This is a genomic window from Adlercreutzia murintestinalis (genome assembly GCF_943192905.1).
Taxonomy (GTDB): domain Bacteria; phylum Actinomycetota; class Coriobacteriia; order Coriobacteriales; family Eggerthellaceae; genus Adlercreutzia_A; species Adlercreutzia_A murintestinalis.
Genome location: NZ_CALPCC010000014.1, coordinates 31,935 through 51,121 on the forward strand (window position 1 = coordinate 31,935; position 19,187 = coordinate 51,121).

At 59.7% G+C, this 19,187-nt stretch carries 11 protein-coding genes; 10 read left to right on the top strand and 1 reads right to left on the bottom strand.

Annotation, left to right across the window (positions count from 1 at the left end):
* Window positions 1–287: 287 nt before the first annotated feature.
* The 8 genes from NFR19_RS05955 to NFR19_RS05990 all read left to right on the top strand — a co-directional run bounded on the left by NFR19_RS05955 (window position 288) and on the right by NFR19_RS05990 (window position 14,012).
* Window positions 288–1,142 (top strand): J domain-containing protein, encoded by an 855-nt coding sequence (locus tag NFR19_RS05955; RefSeq protein ID WP_251212877.1) that lies wholly within the window; start codon window positions 288–290, stop codon window positions 1,140–1,142.
* 462 nt (window positions 1,143–1,604) lie between these two features.
* Window positions 1,605–3,611, top strand: a complete 2,007-nt coding sequence (gene htpG / locus NFR19_RS05960) for a molecular chaperone HtpG (RefSeq protein ID WP_251212878.1) — start codon at window positions 1,605–1,607, stop codon at window positions 3,609–3,611.
* Window positions 3,612–3,960: 349 nt separating this feature from the next.
* Entirely contained in the window at window positions 3,961–5,547 is a 1,587-nt protein-coding gene (locus tag NFR19_RS05965) for an amino acid permease (RefSeq protein ID WP_251212879.1), read from the top strand.
* Window positions 5,548–5,701: 154 nt separating this feature from the next.
* Window positions 5,702–7,144, top strand: a complete 1,443-nt coding sequence (gene gad, locus NFR19_RS05970) for a glutamate decarboxylase (RefSeq protein ID WP_251212880.1) — start codon at window positions 5,702–5,704, stop codon at window positions 7,142–7,144.
* A gap of 250 nt (window positions 7,145–7,394) precedes the next feature.
* The gene (locus NFR19_RS05975) at window positions 7,395–9,347 is read left to right on the top strand and encodes a lipase family protein (RefSeq protein ID WP_251212881.1); all 1,953 of its coding nucleotides are present in this window, start codon (window positions 7,395–7,397) and stop codon (window positions 9,345–9,347) included.
* Window positions 9,348–9,637: 290 nt separating this feature from the next.
* Window positions 9,638–11,845: an FtsX-like permease family protein gene (locus NFR19_RS05980; protein ID WP_251212882.1), complete on the top strand. Its 2,208-nt coding sequence runs from the start codon at window positions 9,638–9,640 to the stop codon at window positions 11,843–11,845.
* A 198-nt stretch (window positions 11,846–12,043) separates the two neighbouring features.
* The gene (locus NFR19_RS05985; RefSeq protein ID WP_251212883.1) at window positions 12,044–12,682 is read left to right on the top strand and encodes a SanA/YdcF family protein; all 639 of its coding nucleotides are present in this window, start codon (window positions 12,044–12,046) and stop codon (window positions 12,680–12,682) included.
* A gap of 412 nt (window positions 12,683–13,094) precedes the next feature.
* Window positions 13,095–14,012, top strand: a complete 918-nt coding sequence (locus NFR19_RS05990) for a 3-phosphoglycerate dehydrogenase (protein WP_251212884.1) — start codon at window positions 13,095–13,097, stop codon at window positions 14,010–14,012.
* A 61-nt stretch (window positions 14,013–14,073) separates the two neighbouring features.
* On the opposite strand, the gene NFR19_RS05995 is transcribed toward NFR19_RS05990, so the two are convergent.
* Window positions 14,074–16,137: a response regulator transcription factor gene (locus NFR19_RS05995; protein WP_251212885.1), complete on the bottom strand. Its 2,064-nt coding sequence runs from the start codon at window positions 16,135–16,137 to the stop codon at window positions 14,074–14,076.
* 333 nt (window positions 16,138–16,470) lie between these two features.
* Here NFR19_RS05995 and NFR19_RS06000 point away from each other — a divergent pair, with 333 nt between their 5' ends.
* Both NFR19_RS06000 and NFR19_RS06005 read left to right on the top strand, forming a co-directional pair.
* Complete coding sequence (locus NFR19_RS06000; RefSeq protein ID WP_251212886.1) at window positions 16,471–18,804, top strand: molybdopterin-dependent oxidoreductase; 2,334 nt, start codon at window positions 16,471–16,473, stop codon at window positions 18,802–18,804.
* 24 nt (window positions 18,805–18,828) lie between these two features.
* Window positions 18,829–19,185, top strand: a complete 357-nt coding sequence (locus tag NFR19_RS06005) for an oxidoreductase (protein ID WP_251212887.1) — start codon at window positions 18,829–18,831, stop codon at window positions 19,183–19,185.
* The last annotated feature ends 2 nt before the right edge of the window (window positions 19,186–19,187 follow it).

Sequence of the window (19,187 nt, forward strand, 5' to 3'; positions counted from 1 at the left end):
GTTCTCAAAGAGTTGTCCACAGAGCGCGTCTGGTGTGCGATGATATCGAACTTACAGGCGAGACGTTGCAAACGAGGTGCTTGCGGATAACGATCGGCGCACGAGAGACGGAAGGCACGAGCGAAAGCGGCTCAGCCGAGGACGACCGGACATGAGAGCGACCGAGCGCGAGAGCGACCGGGCATGAAAGTAGTTCGGCACGAAAGCAGCCGAGCGCAAGCGAGAGAACGCGCACGAAGAAGACGCCTGAGGAAGCGGCTGAGCACGAGGGATTGATTGCGGGGAACGTGGAGAATCCGTACGACATATTAGGGGTATCGCGCGACGCTTCGCTGGACGAGGTGAAGAAGGCGTATCGCAAGAAGGCGCGCGAGAATCATCCCGATCTGAATCCGGGCGATACTGCCGCCGAAGAGCGCATGAACAAGATCAACGAGGCGTACGATCGAATCACGAACCCGGAGAAGTACCGCGCAAGCGATGCACGCAAACGAAGTGCGGGATATGGCGGCTCAGGCGCAGGCGACCCCTTCGGTGGCGCGGGCGGCTATGGCGGCTACGGAGGTGGCGCAGGATGGTCAGGTGGGGCCGGAGGTTCTGCTGGCGCAGGTGGCGCGGGGTATCGCGAAGGCGGCTCCGGCGGTGCGGGCGGCCAGAGCTCCGACGCTGGTCCCTACGGATGGACCACGATCAACATTGATTTCGAGGACTTGTTCGGCGGTGGTTTCGGCGCGACTCAAGCACCTGTGCATCCCGAAGAGGCAGCAGGTGATAGCTCTGAGGTGCGCCAGGCCATCGCTGCGATCAATGCTGGTCAGCCTGCACACGCGGTGCAGATCCTCCAGCAGATTCCCTCTACCGGCCGCAACGCTCGCTGGTACTACTTGTTCGCGCTTGCCAATGACGGAGCGGGCAATACCGTGGCTGCCCACGATAACATTCGTCGCGCGCGCCAGCTCGATCCACAGAACATGGACTATCAGCGCGTGGAGAATGCGTTCACGCGCCGCGCGCAAACCTATACCCAGCAAGGGGAGGGCCGCGGATTCACTACGCTCGGATTCGACCCAGCCTGGTGCTGCTGCTCGGCCATGATCTGCCCCACGCTATGCATGAACGCGCCCGTCATCTGCTGTCTGTAGCGCATCCGTTCCCTTATCCCCTTCCCCCTTACCTTTTTACCCCTTATCCCTTATCCCTTATCCCTTATTTATCCCTTATTCCCCCATTTCCACTCCGCCACTCACTTCTCGTTTTCGTTTCGATACACCCGCCGAGGAAAATGTTTCACGTGAAACATTTGTTCTTGTTGAGAGTGTGAACCGGAGCGGGTGGGCAAGCGCGAGTCGGATCGTGTGAACCGAATCGCATGAGCAAGCGTGAAGCGGATCGCGTGGGCAAGGGCGGGGTGGATTGTACGAGCGGGCGCGGGCCGGATCGTGTGAAGCGGGGGTTACCGTTTTGAGACGCCTCACCCAGGGTCTGCGCCGCAACTGATTGAACCGCTAGAATATTTTGCGGCATTTAGCACTCTTACTAGTAGAGTGCTAAAAAAATATGTATAATGCGCACTAAGAAAATCTCATAGAAAAGAAGGCACCTCCATGAAGAAATTCAAAACAGAAAGCAAAAAGCTGCTCGATCTCATGATCAACAGCATCTACACCAACCGCGAGATCTTTCTGCGCGAGATCATCTCCAACGCGTCAGATGCGGTGGACAAGCTGTACTTCCGCAGCTTGACCGACGAATCGTGCACGATCAATCGCTCTGATCTGGCCATCACCGTCAGCTACGACGAGGACGCCCGCACGGTCACCGTCAGCGACAACGGCATTGGCATGACCAAGGACGACTTGGACAAGAACCTGGGCACCATCGCGCACAGTGACTCCTTCGAGTTCAAGGCGCAGCAGGCCGCCACCGACGGCGAACCGGCGGCGGGCAAGGGCCTCGACGACATGACGGACGTGGACATCATCGGCCAGTTTGGCGTAGGCTTCTACAGTGCGTTCATGGTGGGCAAGAAGGTCCGCGTGGTCAGCCGCGCCTTCGGCAGCGACGAGGCCTGGGCCTGGGAGAGCAATGGCGTGGACGGCTACACGGTCACCGCCGCCGAGCGCGCCGACCACGGCACTGACGTCATCGTGTACCTCAAGGATGACACCGCCGACGAGCGCTACGGTACCTTCGCCACCGAACACGGTCTGACCGAACTGATCCGCCGCTACAGCAACTACGTGCGCTATCCCATCCAAATGGAAGTTACCAAGCGCCGTCCACTGCCGCTGCCCGACGACGCCCCTGAAGACGCACGGCCGGAATACGAAAGCTACGCGGAACTGGACACCATCAACTCCATGATCCCCATCTGGAAGCGCAAGCGCTCCGAGGTCTCCGACGAAGAGTACAACGAGTTCTACAAAGCTGACTTCCACGATTTCGAGGACCCGCTGCGCACCATGAGCCTGCACGCCGAAGGCACGCTCACCTACGACGCGCTCATGTTCGTGCCCAGACATGCCCCGTGGGACATGTGGTCGCGCGACTTCAAGCGCGGCCTGGCGCTCTACAGCAGCGGCGTGCTGATCATGGACAAATGCGAAGAGTTGGTCCCGGAATACTTCGGCTTCATGCGCGGCGTCGTTGACAGCGCCGATCTGACGCTGAACATCAGTCGCGAAACGCTGCAGCATAACGGGCAGCTGCGCGCCATCGGGCGTCGCCTGGAGAAGAAGATCAAGCAAGAGCTGGCGAAGATGCGCGACGACGACCGCGAAGCCTACGAGGGCTTCTTCAAGGAGTTCGGCCGCACGCTGAAATATGGCCTGTACAGCAGCTACGGGCAGGCCCGTGACGTGCTGGCTGACCTCTTGCTGTTCTGGTCGGCGAAGGAACAGCGCATGGTCACCCTGGCCGAATACGTGGAAGCCGCGCCCGAGGGCCAAGACGCTATCTTCTTCGCCTATGGCGAGTCGCGTGAGCGCATGGCGCAGATGCCCATCGTGACCACGGTGCTGGCGAAGGGCCACGACGTGCTGCTGTGCGACGAGAACGTGGACGAGTTCTGCATGATGGCCCTGGGTGCCTACGAAGTGGCGCCGAAGGTGGCGCTGGCCGAGGACGCCTCCGCCGACGATGCCGAGCAGTCCGCACCCACCATGTGGCCGCTCAAGAACGTGGGCAGCGAGGATCTGGGCCTGACCTCCGAGGAAGAGAAGAAGGAGGCCGAAGAGGCAACCGCCAGCAATTCTGCCCTGTTCGACGCCATGCGCGAAGCGCTGGGAGACAAGGTGGCGAAGGTGGTGGTGTCTACGCGCACCACTGATGCGCCGGTGGTGCTCACCACCGAGGGCGCCGTCAGCCTCCAGATGGCCGAGGTGCTCAAGCACCAGCCCGGCAACGAGGAAGCGCCGACCGCCCAGGTGGTCATGGAGGTGAACGCGAAGCATCCGGTCTTCGAGGTGCTCAAGGCTGCTCACGAGGCGGGCGATACCGACAAGGTGAGCTCGTACACGGGCATTCTGTACGACCAGGCCATGCTGGTGGAGGGCCTGCCCATCGATGACCCGCTGGCGTTCGCGCAGGCGGTCAGCGCGCTCATGAAGTAACAGCACGCCCATGAAGCAGCAGCGTGGCTCGTGAAGACGGGCCGTCATAAGGAAGCCCGTTCGCCCATACGTCTGAAACGGCCTTGGCATCAAGCTGGGGCCGTTTTTGCGCTCATGCGTCATCCTCAGCACTGCTCCGGCGGCAATCATGACCCTTTTCATCAGCGAAAAACAGCCCATACACAGGTATTTATGTCGCAATCATTACGATTGCCCCCTGTGAAGAAAACATGAAGGCCCCCTCCTGCCCCCACCTCTCCGAAAAGCGTATCTTCAAAGCATCAACAACCGTGTCGGGAGGCTGTGCGACGGGCACGCATTCAGGCACCTGTCAATGAGAGGAGCGATCATGAGTACTGCTCAGAATGCATCCGCACAAGCGATGCCCACCGACATCTCTTCTGCTGATGCAGCTTCCGGCGCTCCTGCCAAGTCGTCGGCAGCTTCAACGGCGAGAACCCTAGGTTTCTTCGGCTTCTTCGCCATCACCGCATCTATGGTCATGACGGTCTATGCGTACCCGAACTTCGCATCATCGGGCATGCATCTGATCTTCTTCCTGATCTTAGGCGGTGTGTTCTGGTTCTTGCCGGTTGCCCTGTGTGCAGCAGAGATGGCAACCGTCAAAGGCTGGGAAACGGGCGGCATCTATGCGTGGGTTGGCAAGACGCTTGGCAAGCGTTGGGGTTTCGCCGCACTGTTCTATCAGTGGTTCCAGATCACGGTAGGGTTCGTCACCATGGCATTCTTCGTATTGGCGGCTATATCCTACATCGTGGGGTGGGACGCCCTGTATAATAACCCGCTCGTCATGTTCATCGGCGTTGCCATTATCGTGTGGGCGCTGACGCTCACGCAGTTGGGCGGCACGAAACTGACCGCGCGCATCGCCAAGATCGGCTTCTTCGGAGGCGTTCTGATCCCGGCAGCCGTGCTCTTGGTAGGCCTGATCGCGTACCTGGCAACAGGCGGCATCTCGCAGATCAACCTGGCCACGGCAAGCTATGTGCCCGACTTCACCAAGACCGGCACCCTGGTCATCTTCGCCTCGTTCATCCTGGCGTTCGCAGGCGTTGAGGCATCGGCATCGCACGTCAACGAGTTGAAGAACCCTGGCAAGATCTACCCGCTCGTCATGATCGTGCTGTGCGTGCTGACCATCGTGCTCGATACCTTGGGCGGCATGGCCGTTGCCATGACCATCCCGCTGAGCGAGCTCGAGGGCAACATGAGCCACGGCGTCATCGCAGCGTTCGCGGCCATCTTCGATGCGCACTTCCATGCCGGATGGCTCGTCTACGTCGTAGCCTTCCTGCTGGCCGCTGGCGTGCTTGCCGAGATTTCCTCCTGGATCGTCGGCCCGTCACGCGCGCTGCTGGCAACCGCTGACGAGGGCATTCTGCCGAAGACCTTCGCCAAGACCAACAAGCACGGCGTCAGCGTGAAGACCGTCGTCATCCAGGGCATCATCGTGACCATCTGGGATGCCGTGCTCTGCGGCTCCATGGCGCTGTCCGGCGGCTCCAGCTCGTCAGTGGCGTACCTGACCGCCGTTGGTCTGACCGTGGTCATCTATCTGGTGGGTTATGTGCTCTTCTTCCTAGGCTACTTTAACTTGGCCCTCAAGAAGAAGGAGTTGCCGCGCGTGTTCCACGTGTTCGGCAATAGTACGGTCGGCAAGTGCATCATGGCAGGCATTGGCCTTGTGGTCACGCTGTTCGCGCTGATCATCTCGTTCTTCCCGTCAAGCGAGCTGTCAACGCAAGCAAACGTGGTCTACGTGATAACGCTGCTGGTGTGCTGGGTCGTCTCGGTGGCTATCCCGTTCGTCATCTACGGGCTGCGCCATCATTGGGACGGCTCGGTGAAGAAGACCGACAAAACGTCGCACACGACGCACCATCACAGCGGCAGGCCCGCGCATCACACAGCCTAAGGGCTGAAGAAACTGCGGAGGCGGCCTTGGGCTGTGCCTGGCCCGCCTCCGTCACCATAGGCGCAGAGAGCATGAAACGCATTCGGCGCACGCGATCATCACATACGCGCAACCCCGCTTCCTAGGGCTGCACAAGGAGAAAGGAAGCAACAAAATGACTGACAAAGACGTAAAGCTGGTTTCGACCGAAGAGCTTGCTGAGATGAATGCGCAGACGCAGTATCTCAGCCCAATATTCGGCTCCTATGCCTCTGATGTGGAAATGCCCGAGGATAAGCTGAACCACGATCCCATCGAGCCGCGCATCGCCAGCGAGATCATTCGCGAATACCTGAGCACCGAGGGTAACGCGCATCAGAACCTGTGCACCTTCGTGCAGACCTACATGGAGCCTGAGGCCACCGAACTGATGACCGAAACGCTCGACAAGAACGCCATCGACAAGGACGAGTACCCGATGACGGCCGACTTGGAGAACCGCTGCGTGAAGATCATCCAGAACCTGTGGAACGCCGACCAGAACGAGCATCCCATGGGCACCTCCACCGTGGGTTCCTCTGAGGCGTGCATGCTGGGTGGCCTGTCGGCGCTGTTCCGCTGGAAGGCGCTGGCGAAGGCTGCGGGCATCGACATCTATTCGTCGCATCGTCCGAACCTGGTCATCACCTCGGGCTACCAGGTATGCTGGGAGAAGTTCTGCCGCTATTGGGACATCGAGATGCGCGAGGTCCCCATGGACGCCGACCATCTGTATATGACGCCCGAAGAATGCATGAAGTATGTTGACGATCACACTATTTGCGTGGTCTGCCTGCTGGGCATCACTTACACGGGCCGCTACGACGACATCAAGGGCATTGATGCGGCGCTGACCGAGTACAACAAGACCACCAACATGCCGGTCCGCATCCATGTTGATGCTGCATCCGGCGGGTTTGTGGCCCCGTTTATCGAGCCCGACCTTGAGTGGGATTACCGTCTGCCCAACGTGTGGTCCATCAGCGCCTCTGGCCATAAGTATGGCCTGGTCTACCCGGGCATCGGCTGGATCACCTGGCGCAGCCAAGAGGCACTGCCCGAAGACCTCATCTTCTGGGTCAGCTATCTGGGCGGCCAGGAAGCCACCATGGCTATCAACTTCAGCCGTTCTGCCTCGCAGATCGTGGGTCAGTACTACGTGTTCATGCGCAACGGCTTCGAGGGCTACAAGGAAATCCAGCAGCGCACCATGGATGTGGCACATCACCTGGTAGACGGCATCAAGAAGATGGGCATCTTCATCATGTACGAGGAAGCCACCGAGATCCCCATCCTCTGCTGGAGCCTCGACCCGAAGGCTGGCAAGAAGTGGACGCTGTACGACCTGGACGATCGTCTGCGCATGCATGGTTGGCAGATACCTGCCTACCCGCTGCCAGCGAACATGCAAGACGTCACCTGCCAGCGTATCGTGACGCGTGCCGACCTGTCCATGACCATGGCTGACAAGTTCTTGAAGGATATGGCTGCCGAGATCAAGAATCTGGACAACGCGAGCGTCATCGGCGCCCAGGATACGAACATTTCCACCAGTTCCTTCAATCACAGCGGTCGTTGATCGAGGCGAACGAGACCTGTCCGGTGCGGCGGCCGCGGGAAGACGACCCTTGCCGTCGCATTGGAAGGATGAAGCGGCATCATCTGGTGTGGCAACCATGATGAGGCCAGGTTACCCCGTAGGGTGACCGCACTGTAGAAGACCCGCCCGACACGGGCCGAACGAGAGAAGAACCTGTGGGATGGCTCAAGCCCCCACAGGTTCTTCTGCGTTCGTGGTACGCTTACAAAAACAAGAAAAGGAGTCCCATATGCCAGCGCATCACTGCGGAGAGGCTCAGGTCGACCACACGGCCCAGGCTAGCCAGACGCCCCATACCAGCCACACGGCTCAGGTCAACCGAGCAGCCCAGGCCGACCCGACCACTAGAGAGATCGCGTTCCTCTCGCCGTTTCAGCGCGATATCGGCCGCGCACGACACGAGATCGAGACAAGCTGCATGGTGCCGTGGGATCCTGCTTGGTTCGCCGCGCCCCACGATCGTTTCAACGTACGGCTCGCTGCGACGTCCATGGCGGTGGCGGCGGCCACCTGTCGCAACACCTCGCACAACGATTTCCGATACGTGCGCGGCGCGCTGGAGGCGCTGGACTTTCGCGATGTGAGCGTGGGTTCATACCAGCATCGCAATGAGGTCGATCAAGGCGATTACGAGCGCGACGTTGACCTGGTGGCATACGGCATGGGGCATCAGGTCATCAACGTAGGCGGCGAAGAGGTGCCGTTGGTGGTGCTTGCAATACGGGGCACATCGCGCACGCGCGAATGGGTTTCCAATGCGAACGTGGCCGACAGCGTGTCGGATGGCAACTACAACGTGGAATACCATGAAGGCTTCGACGCGGCGGCCGATGAGGCGTATGGGCACGTGGCTCAATATCTGGTACACCACGGCATCAATATGAGCGAGGCCCGCGTCTGGATCGTAGGGCACAGCCGCGGTGCTGCGGTGGCGAATTTGGTGGCGGCGTTCCTGTGCGAATCGGGCGAGTTCAGCCCGGATCATGTATTCGCCTACGCGTTCGCCACACCGGGCGTCACACGACGCAAAGATGCGGACGCCGCTGTGTTCGGCGGTATCTTCAATGTGATTGATCCCGTTGATTACGTGCCGCGCCTGCCGCTCGAGAGCTGGGGGTTTCGCCGCTTCGGCGCCACCTACACGCTGCCCACGCCCTGCGCAGGTGATGATGCGCCTGACGGCTTCGAGCAGGCCTCGCAGCGGCTCTTCATGCAGTTCGCGGGCATCGAGCGTCCAACGTTCGCCACCATCGGTCCTACGGCGCGCTTGGTTCGTCATGTGGCCAGCATCAGCCCGACCATCACGAGCCTGTACGAAAAAGAGCGCCTGACCAAGTTTGGCCGCCAGACGTTCGCGGATTTCTATCACAGCTTCACCTCCATGGTGGGGGATAAGGGCGGCAAGCGAGCGCGCGAAGCGGCCCAGGTAAGCCGGTACGCCGCTGGGCCGTTTTGGCGCTTCCTCAGCTATTTCGCGAAGAACAGCCTGACCGGCCACGCCAGCGCAGGCGCGCATGCCGAAGAGGGGTATCTGGCGCGCATGCTAGCCGCGGTGGAGACGGGGCTTGACCTGTCGGTCAGCGCGAAGGTGCGCACCACCGCGTTCACCGCGTACGGTGATGTGGACCTCACCGTGAAGGATGCGGCGGGTCAGACGGTGGCCAGCATTTGGAAGGGGAAGGTGGAGAAGTCGCAGATACCGGCGTATTTCGATGACGAGACCGACGCGTCCACGGTGTGGTTCGCGGGCTGCGCTTTGGAGGACTACGTCATCGAACTGCGCGACCGCAGTGGGTATTCGTTTGGCGTGACCATCGCGCAGCAGAATGCCTTGGGCGAGGCGCTCGAGCAGACCGAATTCGGGCCGATCAAGATCGGCAACGGGCACACGCTGCCCTGGAACCAGCTTGCCGAGGGTGCGCCTTCGACCAGCGTGCAGCGCGGGGGCAATTTGCATGTTACCGTGCGGGCGGAGGGTGCCAAGCGCATTGATGCCGTGGGCGCCGAATGCTTGACCGCGGGCGACTGGGCGGCGGTGTACGCCTACGAGGGGCTGGGCGCCAGCTTCAAGGGATGGTACGAGGAAGGGCGTGACCCGCGCGTTGCCAAGCCGCTCAGCACGCACAAGAAGTATGTGCTGCGCGTGCCGCACGATCGCGCGCTGGTGGCAGTATTTTCATAGGCGTGCCGGGTGCTTTTCGGAGGCGCACGGGGCGTTTTTGTGGGCGTGCCGGGCGTTTCGTTTTCGCCAACATGACATCTTTGTAAGCCCCTCGTAAGCCGATTCGATGGCATCGCGGGCGCCAAAGGCGCATAGTTCTGCTCGCAGGTTGCCGGGATACTCGGACCCGGCATGCGAGAAGGAGGAAGCCATGGGCACCATTGGAAAGGCAGTCATCTCATTGGTCGTGCTGGCCGCGGTCGGCGCATTCGTTGCATACGAAGCGCCCCGCTTGGTGAAGGTGGAGAACCATGCTCGTTAAGCTGGCGTGCCGCAACATACGCCATTCGGTGCGCGATTACACCATCTATTTCCTGACGCTGCTGTTCGGCGTAGCGGTGTTCTACGCGTTCAACTCGGTGGGCAGCCAGCAGATCCTCTTTGATATCGAGTCGCAGGCTGATGCCGACATGTTCAAGCAGACCCAAGGGTTCCTCAGCATGTTTTCGGCACTCATCGCGGGCGTGCTGGGCTTTCTCATTCTGTATTCGAACGGCTTCCTGATTCGCCGCCGCAAGCGCGAGTTCGGCACGTACATGCTGCTGGGCATGCCAGCCGGTCAGGTGTCGTGTGTCATGCTCATCGAGACGGTGCTCGTGGGGTTGTTGTCGCTCGTGGTGGGGCTCGTGCTGGGCTTTCTGCTCTCGCAGGCCATGTCGTTTTTCACGGCAGCGCTGTTCGGCGCCACTATCAGCAACTATCAGTTCGTGTTTTCGCCGCTCGCAGTGCAGATGACCGTGCTGTGTTTCGTGGGCATCTACGTAGTGGTTGCGCTGTTCAACACGTTCACGGTGAATCGTCAGAAGCTGATCGACCTGTTGCACGCCAATGCGAAGAACCAAAAGGTCACCGTGCGCAACCCTTGGGTGTGCTTGGTGGTGTTCGTCGTTTCGCTTGGCATTTTGGCTTACGCGTATGAGGAGCTTATTGCCAGCGGCATGGTCATGCTGGACGACCCGCAATTCATTCGCGCCACCATCTGCATGCTGGTGGGAACGTTTCTGTTCTTCTGGTCGCTTGCTGGATTCGTTATCGCGGTGCTTACGCGAGCGCGTGGGGTATACCTGTGTGGGCTTGTGCCCTTCACCGTGCGCCAGATCGCTAGCCGCGTGAACACGGCATTCCTGTCGCTGTGGATCGTGTGCATCTTACTCTTTTTCTCTGTGACGGTTTTTTCGGTGGGCATGGGGTTGGTGCAGGTGTTGACGGGCAACATTGAGGCGGCCAACCCGTACAGTGCCACGCTGATCGGTCAGGTGTATGCTGACAGTGCCGTAAGCTCGGTGTACGACCAATCAACCGCCATCGACCAGCGTGCAAAGGCGATGCAGGCCGAGGCACCCGAGCGTTACGAGCAGGGCATGGCCTACGATTGGGACATGGCCACGGTCCTGCGCGCGAATGCGCCGGAGCTGTGGGCGCAGACGATAGCTGCCAGTGCGCAGCTGGATACCTATGATGCGGTGGGCGTTACCTATGGCAGTTTGTTCGACCACATCGATCCCGCTATAGCCGCACACATGAGCGAACTTTCCGATCACATCGCCGAGAGCAATATCGTTGTGGTCAAACTTTCACAGGTGAATGCGGTGCGTGCGCTTACGGGGCAGTCGGCGCTTGATCTGGGTGCGGGCGAGTGTCTTATAGCTAACAACATGGAAATAACTAAAGAGGTTGCCGCCGATATTGCTGCTAATCAGCTTTCTATTGACGTGATGGGCAGGCCTCTGACATACCGCAACGAAGTAGTCGACACACAATTCCAAAATAATGCGCTTCTTGCTACGGCGCTGGTTACCGTCGTGCCCGATGCGGTAGTTGATGAGCTGATCGCAGCTGGCGCTATTCCGCTCCAATGCTGGCTGGATGTTATGTATGCCGATAACGGCAACACCGAGGTGGCAAACGACGAGGCTCTCAACCAAATTGTGGCTGCATCCCAGCCTTCCGACCTGCCGGGTTTTGATCGGGGCTTCGCTGGGCGCAACGCCGCATATGCAAGCCTACTCTGGCCTGTTACTTCCATCTATACCGCTCACGAGATGACCACACAATCCGGCGGCCTGAAGATGCTTATCACCTATTTGGCCATCTACATCGGCTTCATTTTTCTGATTGCCACAGCGGCCATCCTTGCGGTTCAGCAGCTTTCGCAGACCACAGACTCTCTGCCGCGTTACCGCATGCTTTCGCGCATCGGATGCAGCCAGCGTGCACTCAATCGGTCGCTGTTGGTGCAGGTGCTCGTGTACTTCCTGTTGCCGTTGTCGGTGGCGCTATGCCACACGGCTTGCGCGGTAGGCGTGATCTCCGAGAAGCTGTTTACGGTTATGGGTGTGCCGGTGGCGGGGCCTATCGCTCTGGCGGCTGTGTTGGTGCTTGTCGTGTATGGCGGCTACCTGCTAGCAACGTACCTGACGAGCCGCAGCGCCGTGAACGCTTCGCTGAAAGCCAGCTGAGCAGCCGATCAGCAACCGAGCGGCAACCGACCAGCAGCCGACACCGTAGCGCTGCATGCTCCCCGAAAGGAGGTCCACGAGTAACAGCGCTGCGGCGTCTCAATGAAGGCAGCCCGGTCGGTTGCAGCGCCGTGAACGCTTCGCTGAAAGCCAGCCGACCGCAACCACTTCTCCACAGCTTCCTGCTATGCTGGGAGAATGGGAAGGCTCGTATGCAAGATAGCAGTGACCGTACTGGTGCTGGCCATCGTCGCGATAGCGGCGGCGGTTGGCATCAGCACGTATGTAGTAGATTCCACACGCGATCAGGTGCACACCATCGCGCAGATCGAGGAAGCAGGCGAGCACGCCGATGCCATCGTAGTGCTGGGCGCCAGTGTGTATGCCGACGGCACGCCTTCCGACATCCTGGCCGATCGGCTTGAGGTGGCGTCCGATCTGTACCTTTCCGGGGCTGCCTCCACTATTATCGTGTCCGGTGACAACACCGACGCGCATTACAACGAATCCGACGCCATGAAGGACTACTGCGTCAAGCTAGGGGTTCCCGCCGCCGCCGTGGAAGTGGATGGCAATGGCTACGACACATACGCGTCCATCTGGCGCGCCCGCAACGTGTATGGCGCGCAGAGCATCATCGTGGTTACGCAGGCGTACCATCTGTATCGAGCGCTCGCCATTGCAAACGGGCTGGGTTTGCAGGCGTGGGGCGTTCCGGCCGACAAGGGCGACTACGACAATCAAGCTGCGTACAGCATCCGCGAGAACATGGCTCGCGTGAAAGATTTCTTCCAGACGCTGCTGGGTGTGCCGCCCTCTGACGTCGATTCCTCCTAGTTGTGCGCATCATCTCTCTGCGCCCTTGCTTGTATTGCTTCACATATGCCGCTTCGCATAACTATATGCATCATACCCATACCCATACCCATACCCATACCCATACCCATACCCATACCCTGCGCCCTTACCTGCAGCGCCCCGCACTCCGCTTCTCGCTTAATTTTTTCCAAAAAATGGCTCAAAATGGGAAAAAGAGCCGATAATGCGAGCGCATCGGCCGACTTAGCCCGAAATTGCTTTCGGGCACACACGCCTGACCTGGCATAATACAGAAGGCCCTTCCGATAAAAGCCCAATTTCGACCTTACAGGCTCTCATTAGCGGCTATTTTTCCCACAAAGGGCGCGATTTCGCCGTTTCCGTGTACATTGGTAGTGGTAACACGCAGAATCGCGACGAAAGGAACCCCATGTACAAAGTGCATTGCTTGAATAACATCTCTGCGAAGGGCTTGGACCTTTTGACTGACGAATACGAGCTGGTTGACGATCCGTCGCAGGCAGATGTTTTCCTTGTGCGATCGGCGAACATGCATGATATGGAACTGCCCGCCACGTTGAAGGCGGTGGCGCGCGCCGGTGCCGGTGTGAACAACATTCCACTCGAAGCGCTGGCCGAGGCTGGCATTCCGGTCTTCAATACGCCGGGCGCCAACGCGAACGCGGTCAAGGAGTTGGTGTTGGCAGGCATGTTGCTGGCCAGTCGCGATCTGGTTGGCGGTATCAGCTGGGTGCGCCAGAACGCGGATGACCCCGAGGTTAGCAAGGCTGCCGAAAAAGCCAAGAAGGCGTTCGCTGGTGGCGAAATTGCGGGCAAAATGCTGGGCGTGATCGGTCTGGGCGCCATCGGGAAGCTGGTGGTGGAGGCAGCCGAGGCACTCGGCATGCATGTGGTGGGCTACGATCCGTTCATGGATGCGCAGAAAGCGGCCGCCATCTCGACAGATATGCGCTTCACCGCTGACTTGAACGAGTTACTGGCCGCATCTGATTTCGTTACCATTCATGTGCCAGCTACCGCTGATACCAAGGGTATGATCGACGCCGATGCCATTGCGATCATGAAAGATGGCGCGGTGTTTTTAAATTTCTCTCGCGATTCACTGGTGGACGATACCGCTATGGCGACGGCGCTTGAGTCGGGCAAGATCAGCCGATATGTGACCGATTTTGCCAATCCGGCGGTCGTGCAGATGGAGCGTGCCATCGTGTTGCCGCATCTGGGCGCCTCTACTGCCGAGGCCGAGGACAACTGCGCGGTCATGGCTGTGCAGGAAGTCATGGATTACCTGAACGACGGCACCAAGGTTCACTGCGTGAACCTGTAACGACGAAGCGCAATCGCATATCCGCATATCGTGTGGGATCGCGGTGTGGCGAAAGCGCGCCTTAGAATCCGTGGTGGAGCGGCGGGGTATCGGGCGCGTCGCTGAGGTGTGGCCGATCCTCCACCATGTTGAGCAGTTCTTGCTGCGTATGGATGTCCATCTTCTTGTAAATGTGATTGATGTGCGTCTTTGCCGTGCTGCGGCTGACGCACAGCTTGTCCTCGATGAAGCCAGCTTTATGGCCTTTGGCCAGGAGGAAGAACACTTCGGTCTCGCGGCGGCTCAGTAGATACTGATCAGCTATCTCTTCGCAGCGTCGGTAGAAGCTGCCCTTTTGCTTGGGCTCGAACGCATCGGGCGTACCGGCGCCTGATGCGGTATCAGCGCCAGCATGGGCGCCTCCGGGAGTAGCGCCAGCGGCGTTGCGGGCAACATCAGCAGCAGTGCCAGTGCCAACATCGGCGCCAACGAGCACGTCATCACAGTGAGGTGCCGCACTCGCCTTTGTCATGCGGGTATCTTCGGAAAGCACTTCGGCGCTCGTGCGATTCTCTTCCGAGCGCGTTTGTGGGGTCATCGTGCCCATGATAAGCCGTGCGTTTTCCGCGAAGGCCGCCGCAGCAGCCGCGCGGTCAGCGCTTACGGGCGCATCAGCGTCCCTTGCGGCGTTTGCAGCAGCGCGCTTGGTGCTCGCATCCGCATTCGCGCACGCACTACCGCTGCCACCAGCGCCAACACCGCCAGCGCCCATACCACCGGCATGCTCGGGGCCGCTTTCCGGCATGGACCGCGGCACCGCTGCATCGCGCTGTTCAGCGGTAAGCGTTTCACCGCGCTTAGCCGCTTCGTCCACCATCATTTGGTTGATCTGTGTCATCTCCACCACGGGATGCTTCTCAGCCAGCATCTTCACCACATCGCGCTTGCGCGGATTGATCGACCCAGCCAGCATTAAAAGCACGGTGGCGCCCATGGCAAGCCCGGTCCAGCGCACCGGACTCATGGTCTGCCACTCTATCGTCGGAGGCACCAGCAGCGTCCCGGCAAGCACACCGGCCACCAGCAGCGCCCCGCCAATGCCGAACACGAACAGCGGAGACAGGCGGAACTCTTGGCACATATCGCTGAGCATGACCCACAAGAGCACCACCAGGATGGCCAGACCCGCCGTCAGCAAGAACACCGCCCCCAGCTGGTAGGCGCCGCAGAACAGCGGTATGCCGATCAGCCCCAGGCCAACCGCGGGTAACATGTAACGAAACAGCGTGTCCCAGTGCGCCTCGTCTTTCATGAGCGCAACATCCACGATGAAGATGATCAGGCAGAGCGCACAGGACGCACCCACCAAAAGATCGTTGGCGATGATGCCCGTGCAAAACGCCCCCATAACGCACATGGCCTCGAGCACTCCTAAGGTCATGCCGAACAGCACCACCGGAATGCCCAGATGCACGAGGAAGCGCACGCGGCTCACGCGCAACGCGTGAAAGACCGGCATGGCGCGTCGCCGATAATACGGAATAGGCGTCGTGCGCAGCAGCAGAAGCGCCGAGAGGCACACGAGCAGTACCTCGAAGGCGATCGAGGCCGGAAAGGGCGCCCACTCGACCAAGAGCACGCTCAGCACGATGCCTATCGCTACCGCAGCCGCCGAGTTCAAGGTGATTGTGGTGAACTCGTCGCGCGCGAAGGCGGTGCCCCACAGGGGGAAAAGAATGCCCGCGCTCACACCTGAAAGGGCAGCACCGCCGCAGCCGAGCACCCAAGCGGGCATGCCGCCCATCACGCCCAGCGCTGCGCAAGCGGTTCCCACTACGCCAAATCCTCCCGCAAGCGCCAGGACGTTCTTCCCCACGTAAAACCTCAGATGTCGCTGATCGGTGCAGCCGATGAAGAGCATGGTGGCGAAGGCCGCCATGCCAAAGGAAACATGCATCGCGAAACTGAGCGCCACGCCAACGCCGCCTCCTGATGCGGCAGCATTGCCGATAAGCGTAGGCATGCCGATGCCCCCTGAGAGCGCCCACGCCACGAAACAGGCGAGGCCCAAACAGAGCTCAGACAAATTGCCTAAGGTGCTGACGCCCGTGTTCTCGCGCCCGAAACTAAGTGTGAGATGCGGCAAACCGATCCCCTTCGCATTGTTTCTTTCGCCCATGAGGTTGATTCAAGGAAAAAACCGTCTGAACAGGGATTATAGTTTTGCGCAATTTCAAAATCAACCTGAGGGGTTGATGCTTTTCGGTAAGAAAACAAACCTAAGATACGACGTCATACCTTTCGTCGTACATTAACTTATTACCACGTCGTTGACGCGACGTTTATTTTCGGCTTCAAGCAAGCGCGTCTCAGCTAGGGATGGGGCGCGTTGAATGTTGGAGGGCAAAGACCACTGCTCCTGCGGCATGCTTGTTGTTAGGTTCCATTAAGTAATGGAGACGTGAGAAAGAAGGAAAGAATGGCATACGGTAAAGAATGGCGTGTCAAGCGTTCTGACGGCACCGTCGCTACCCGCTCCAACACCTGGTCGCCTCCGGGGTCTCACCCGGTAGGGTACGGCGTCAAGGTGATCACGGACGGCGAGGGCATGGATGCGAACCTCATTCGCATCGAGGGTGACGACGACAACCCGATCACCACGGGCCGCGTGAACGCTATGAATCTGGCGCTGCGTGAGTACACCTATGCGCCGTCGCGCATCATTCATCCTATGCGTCGTGCCAAGGAAGACCGCGGCAGGGACAAGTGGGAGCAGACCACGTGGGATGAGGCTATCGACACCATCTGCGAGAAGGTCCGCTACTTCCAGAACACCTATGGCCCCGAGTCCATCGTCTGCTTCGGCGGCACCGGCCGTGAGGCTTGCATCTTCTACTATGCTCTGACGTTCTCGGTCCTGCAGTCCCCCAACTGCTGCTACACGCAGTCCGGTTGGTCCTGCTATGGCCCCCGTTGCTCCATCGCCGACTACGTGCTCGGCGCTGGCTACCCCGAGCTGGACTACGCCGGTCATCTGCCCGGCAGCTACCATGACCCGGCCTACACCCTGTCCAAGTGGGTTGTAGTGTGGGGCAAGGAGCCGCTGCCCTCCAACGGCGACGGTTTCTTCGGCCACTGCCTGGTCGACATGATGAAGCTCGGCACCAAGATCATCTCCATCGACCCCCGTATCACCTGGGTCGGCGCTCATGATGGCAACATCAACCTGCAGGTTCGTCCTCAGACCGACACCGCTCTGGCTCTGGGCATCATGAACCTCATGTTCGAGAACGACGAGTACGACAAGGAATTCGCTGAGAAGTGGATCTATGGTCTGGACGAGGTCAAGGCTCGTGCAGCTGAGTACCCGGTCGACAAGGTTGCTGCTATCACCACCGTTCCGGCTGAGGACATCAAGCGCGCTGCTCACATCATCGGCACCGAGCGTCCGATCGGTTGGGCATGGGGTCTGGCATTCGACCAGAACAAGAACGGCGTGCAGCTGTCTCAGGCGTTCATCATCCTGGCCGCTCTGGCTGGCTCCATTGACCGTCCCGGCGGCCTGACCCTGGGTCCCCCGTCGGCACTGCTCGGCAAGTGGCGCATGAACCAGCGTGGCGCTATGGACGACTCCGTGTGGGAGAAGCGCATCGGCGCTGCCGCATGGCCGGGCCTGTCCACTGGTATGGCTACCACGCAGCCTGACGAGACGCTGAACACCATGGAATCCGACGAGCCCTATGCTCTGAAGATGGGTTGGTTCAACAGCTCCAACTTCCTGACCCCGACCTGCTCCGCTCAGCCGAAGCGTTGGCACAAGGCTCTGCAGAAGCTCGAGTTCGTGGTTATTCAGGACATCACCATGACCCCGACGGCCATGGCTGTTGGTGACTACTTCCTGCCTATGGCTACCTGGGCAGAGCACACCGGCATCGTTTTGACCCACTACGGCCGCAACACCGTGTTCATGGGCCCCATGAACAAGGCTCTGCAGGTTGGCGAGTGCGTGTCTGACGTTCAGATCTGCCTGCTGTTCGGCCAGCGCCTGAACCCCGAGTGGTATCCGTGGTACAAGCCGGCTGACGAGCATCATGTTGACTGGGATCTGCTGGAGCAGGCCACTCAGGACTTCTACAGCGATCAGCTGAAGGAGCTCGGCTACGACTGGAACAGCTTCCAGGAACTGGGCATCTACCAGCCTGGCGCTCATGGCTTCGAGTACGAGAAGTACGAGAAGGGCATGCTGCGCTTCGACGGCGAGCCTGGCTTCAACACCATTACGGGTCAGATCGAGGCTTACTCCATCCTGTACGAATCCTGGGGCGAAGATCCGCTGCCGTACTACGAAGAGCCCAACTACTCTCCGTACAGCGAGCTGCGCACGGACGAGGAGAAGGAGAAGTATCCTCTGATCACCACGTCTGGTTCTCGTCGCTACAGCTCGTTCCACTCCGAGCATCGTCATGTGCCGTCTCTGCGTCAGATCGATCCGTGGCCGTGGGTCCAGATCCATCCCGAGACCGCTCAGGAGTATGGCATCACCGAGGGCGACTGGGTCGAGGTTTACAACATGTTCGGCGAGGCCCGCTTCAAGGCGGAGATCACCCCGATCATCAAGCCTGGCATCCTGAACTGCGCTCACGGTTGGTGGTTCCCCGAGCAGGACGGCGAAGAGCCCAACCTGTTCGGCGTTTGGAAGTCCAACTTCAACAGCCTGGTTCCGCATATGAACATCGGCAAACTGGGCTTTGGCGCTCCGTACAAGGGCGTTATGTGCAATGCTCGCCGTGTTCGCAGCCTCGACCAGGACTAACCCTTCGAAAGGAAGTGAAATTAAATGGCACAGAAATACGCATTGCTGGTTGATTACACGTACTTCTCTGGCAACCATGCGGCTGAGATCGCCTGCAAGGAAGAGCTCGGCCTTCCTCTCGAGCAGTGGGGTATCAAAGAGGTGCAGGTCGGCCCCTTCAAGAAGGGTGACGGCAACGACGGCGACGCTTGGGAATGGTTCTACATCCCCTGCCCGACGTCCATCTTCTCTGAGCACTGGGGAACCAACGGCGACAAGGCCGGTCAGCGTCCTCTGGCTGTTCAGGTTGAAGAGTCTGCCTCTATGTACTACGGCACTCTTGAGGAGATGCAGGCCAAGATGGCGGAGTTCGACCGCCCGATGGTCCTGTTCCAGCTCTAAAG

Coding starts and splice junctions, on each gene's coding strand:
- htpG (WP_251212878.1), top strand. CDS start 1,605: ATGAAGAAATTCAAAACAGAAAGCAAAAAGCTGCTCGATCTCATGATC.
- NFR19_RS05965 (WP_251212879.1), top strand. CDS start 3,961: ATGAGTACTGCTCAGAATGCATCCGCACAAGCGATGCCCACCGACATC.
- gad (WP_251212880.1), top strand. CDS start 5,702: ATGACTGACAAAGACGTAAAGCTGGTTTCGACCGAAGAGCTTGCTGAG.
- NFR19_RS05975 (WP_251212881.1), top strand. CDS start 7,395: ATGCCAGCGCATCACTGCGGAGAGGCTCAGGTCGACCACACGGCCCAG.
- NFR19_RS05980 (WP_251212882.1), top strand. CDS start 9,638: ATGCTCGTTAAGCTGGCGTGCCGCAACATACGCCATTCGGTGCGCGAT.
- NFR19_RS05985 (WP_251212883.1), top strand. CDS start 12,044: ATGGGAAGGCTCGTATGCAAGATAGCAGTGACCGTACTGGTGCTGGCC.
- NFR19_RS05990 (WP_251212884.1), top strand. CDS start 13,095: ATGTACAAAGTGCATTGCTTGAATAACATCTCTGCGAAGGGCTTGGAC.
- NFR19_RS06000 (WP_251212886.1), top strand. CDS start 16,471: ATGGCATACGGTAAAGAATGGCGTGTCAAGCGTTCTGACGGCACCGTC.
- NFR19_RS06005 (WP_251212887.1), top strand. CDS start 18,829: ATGGCACAGAAATACGCATTGCTGGTTGATTACACGTACTTCTCTGGC.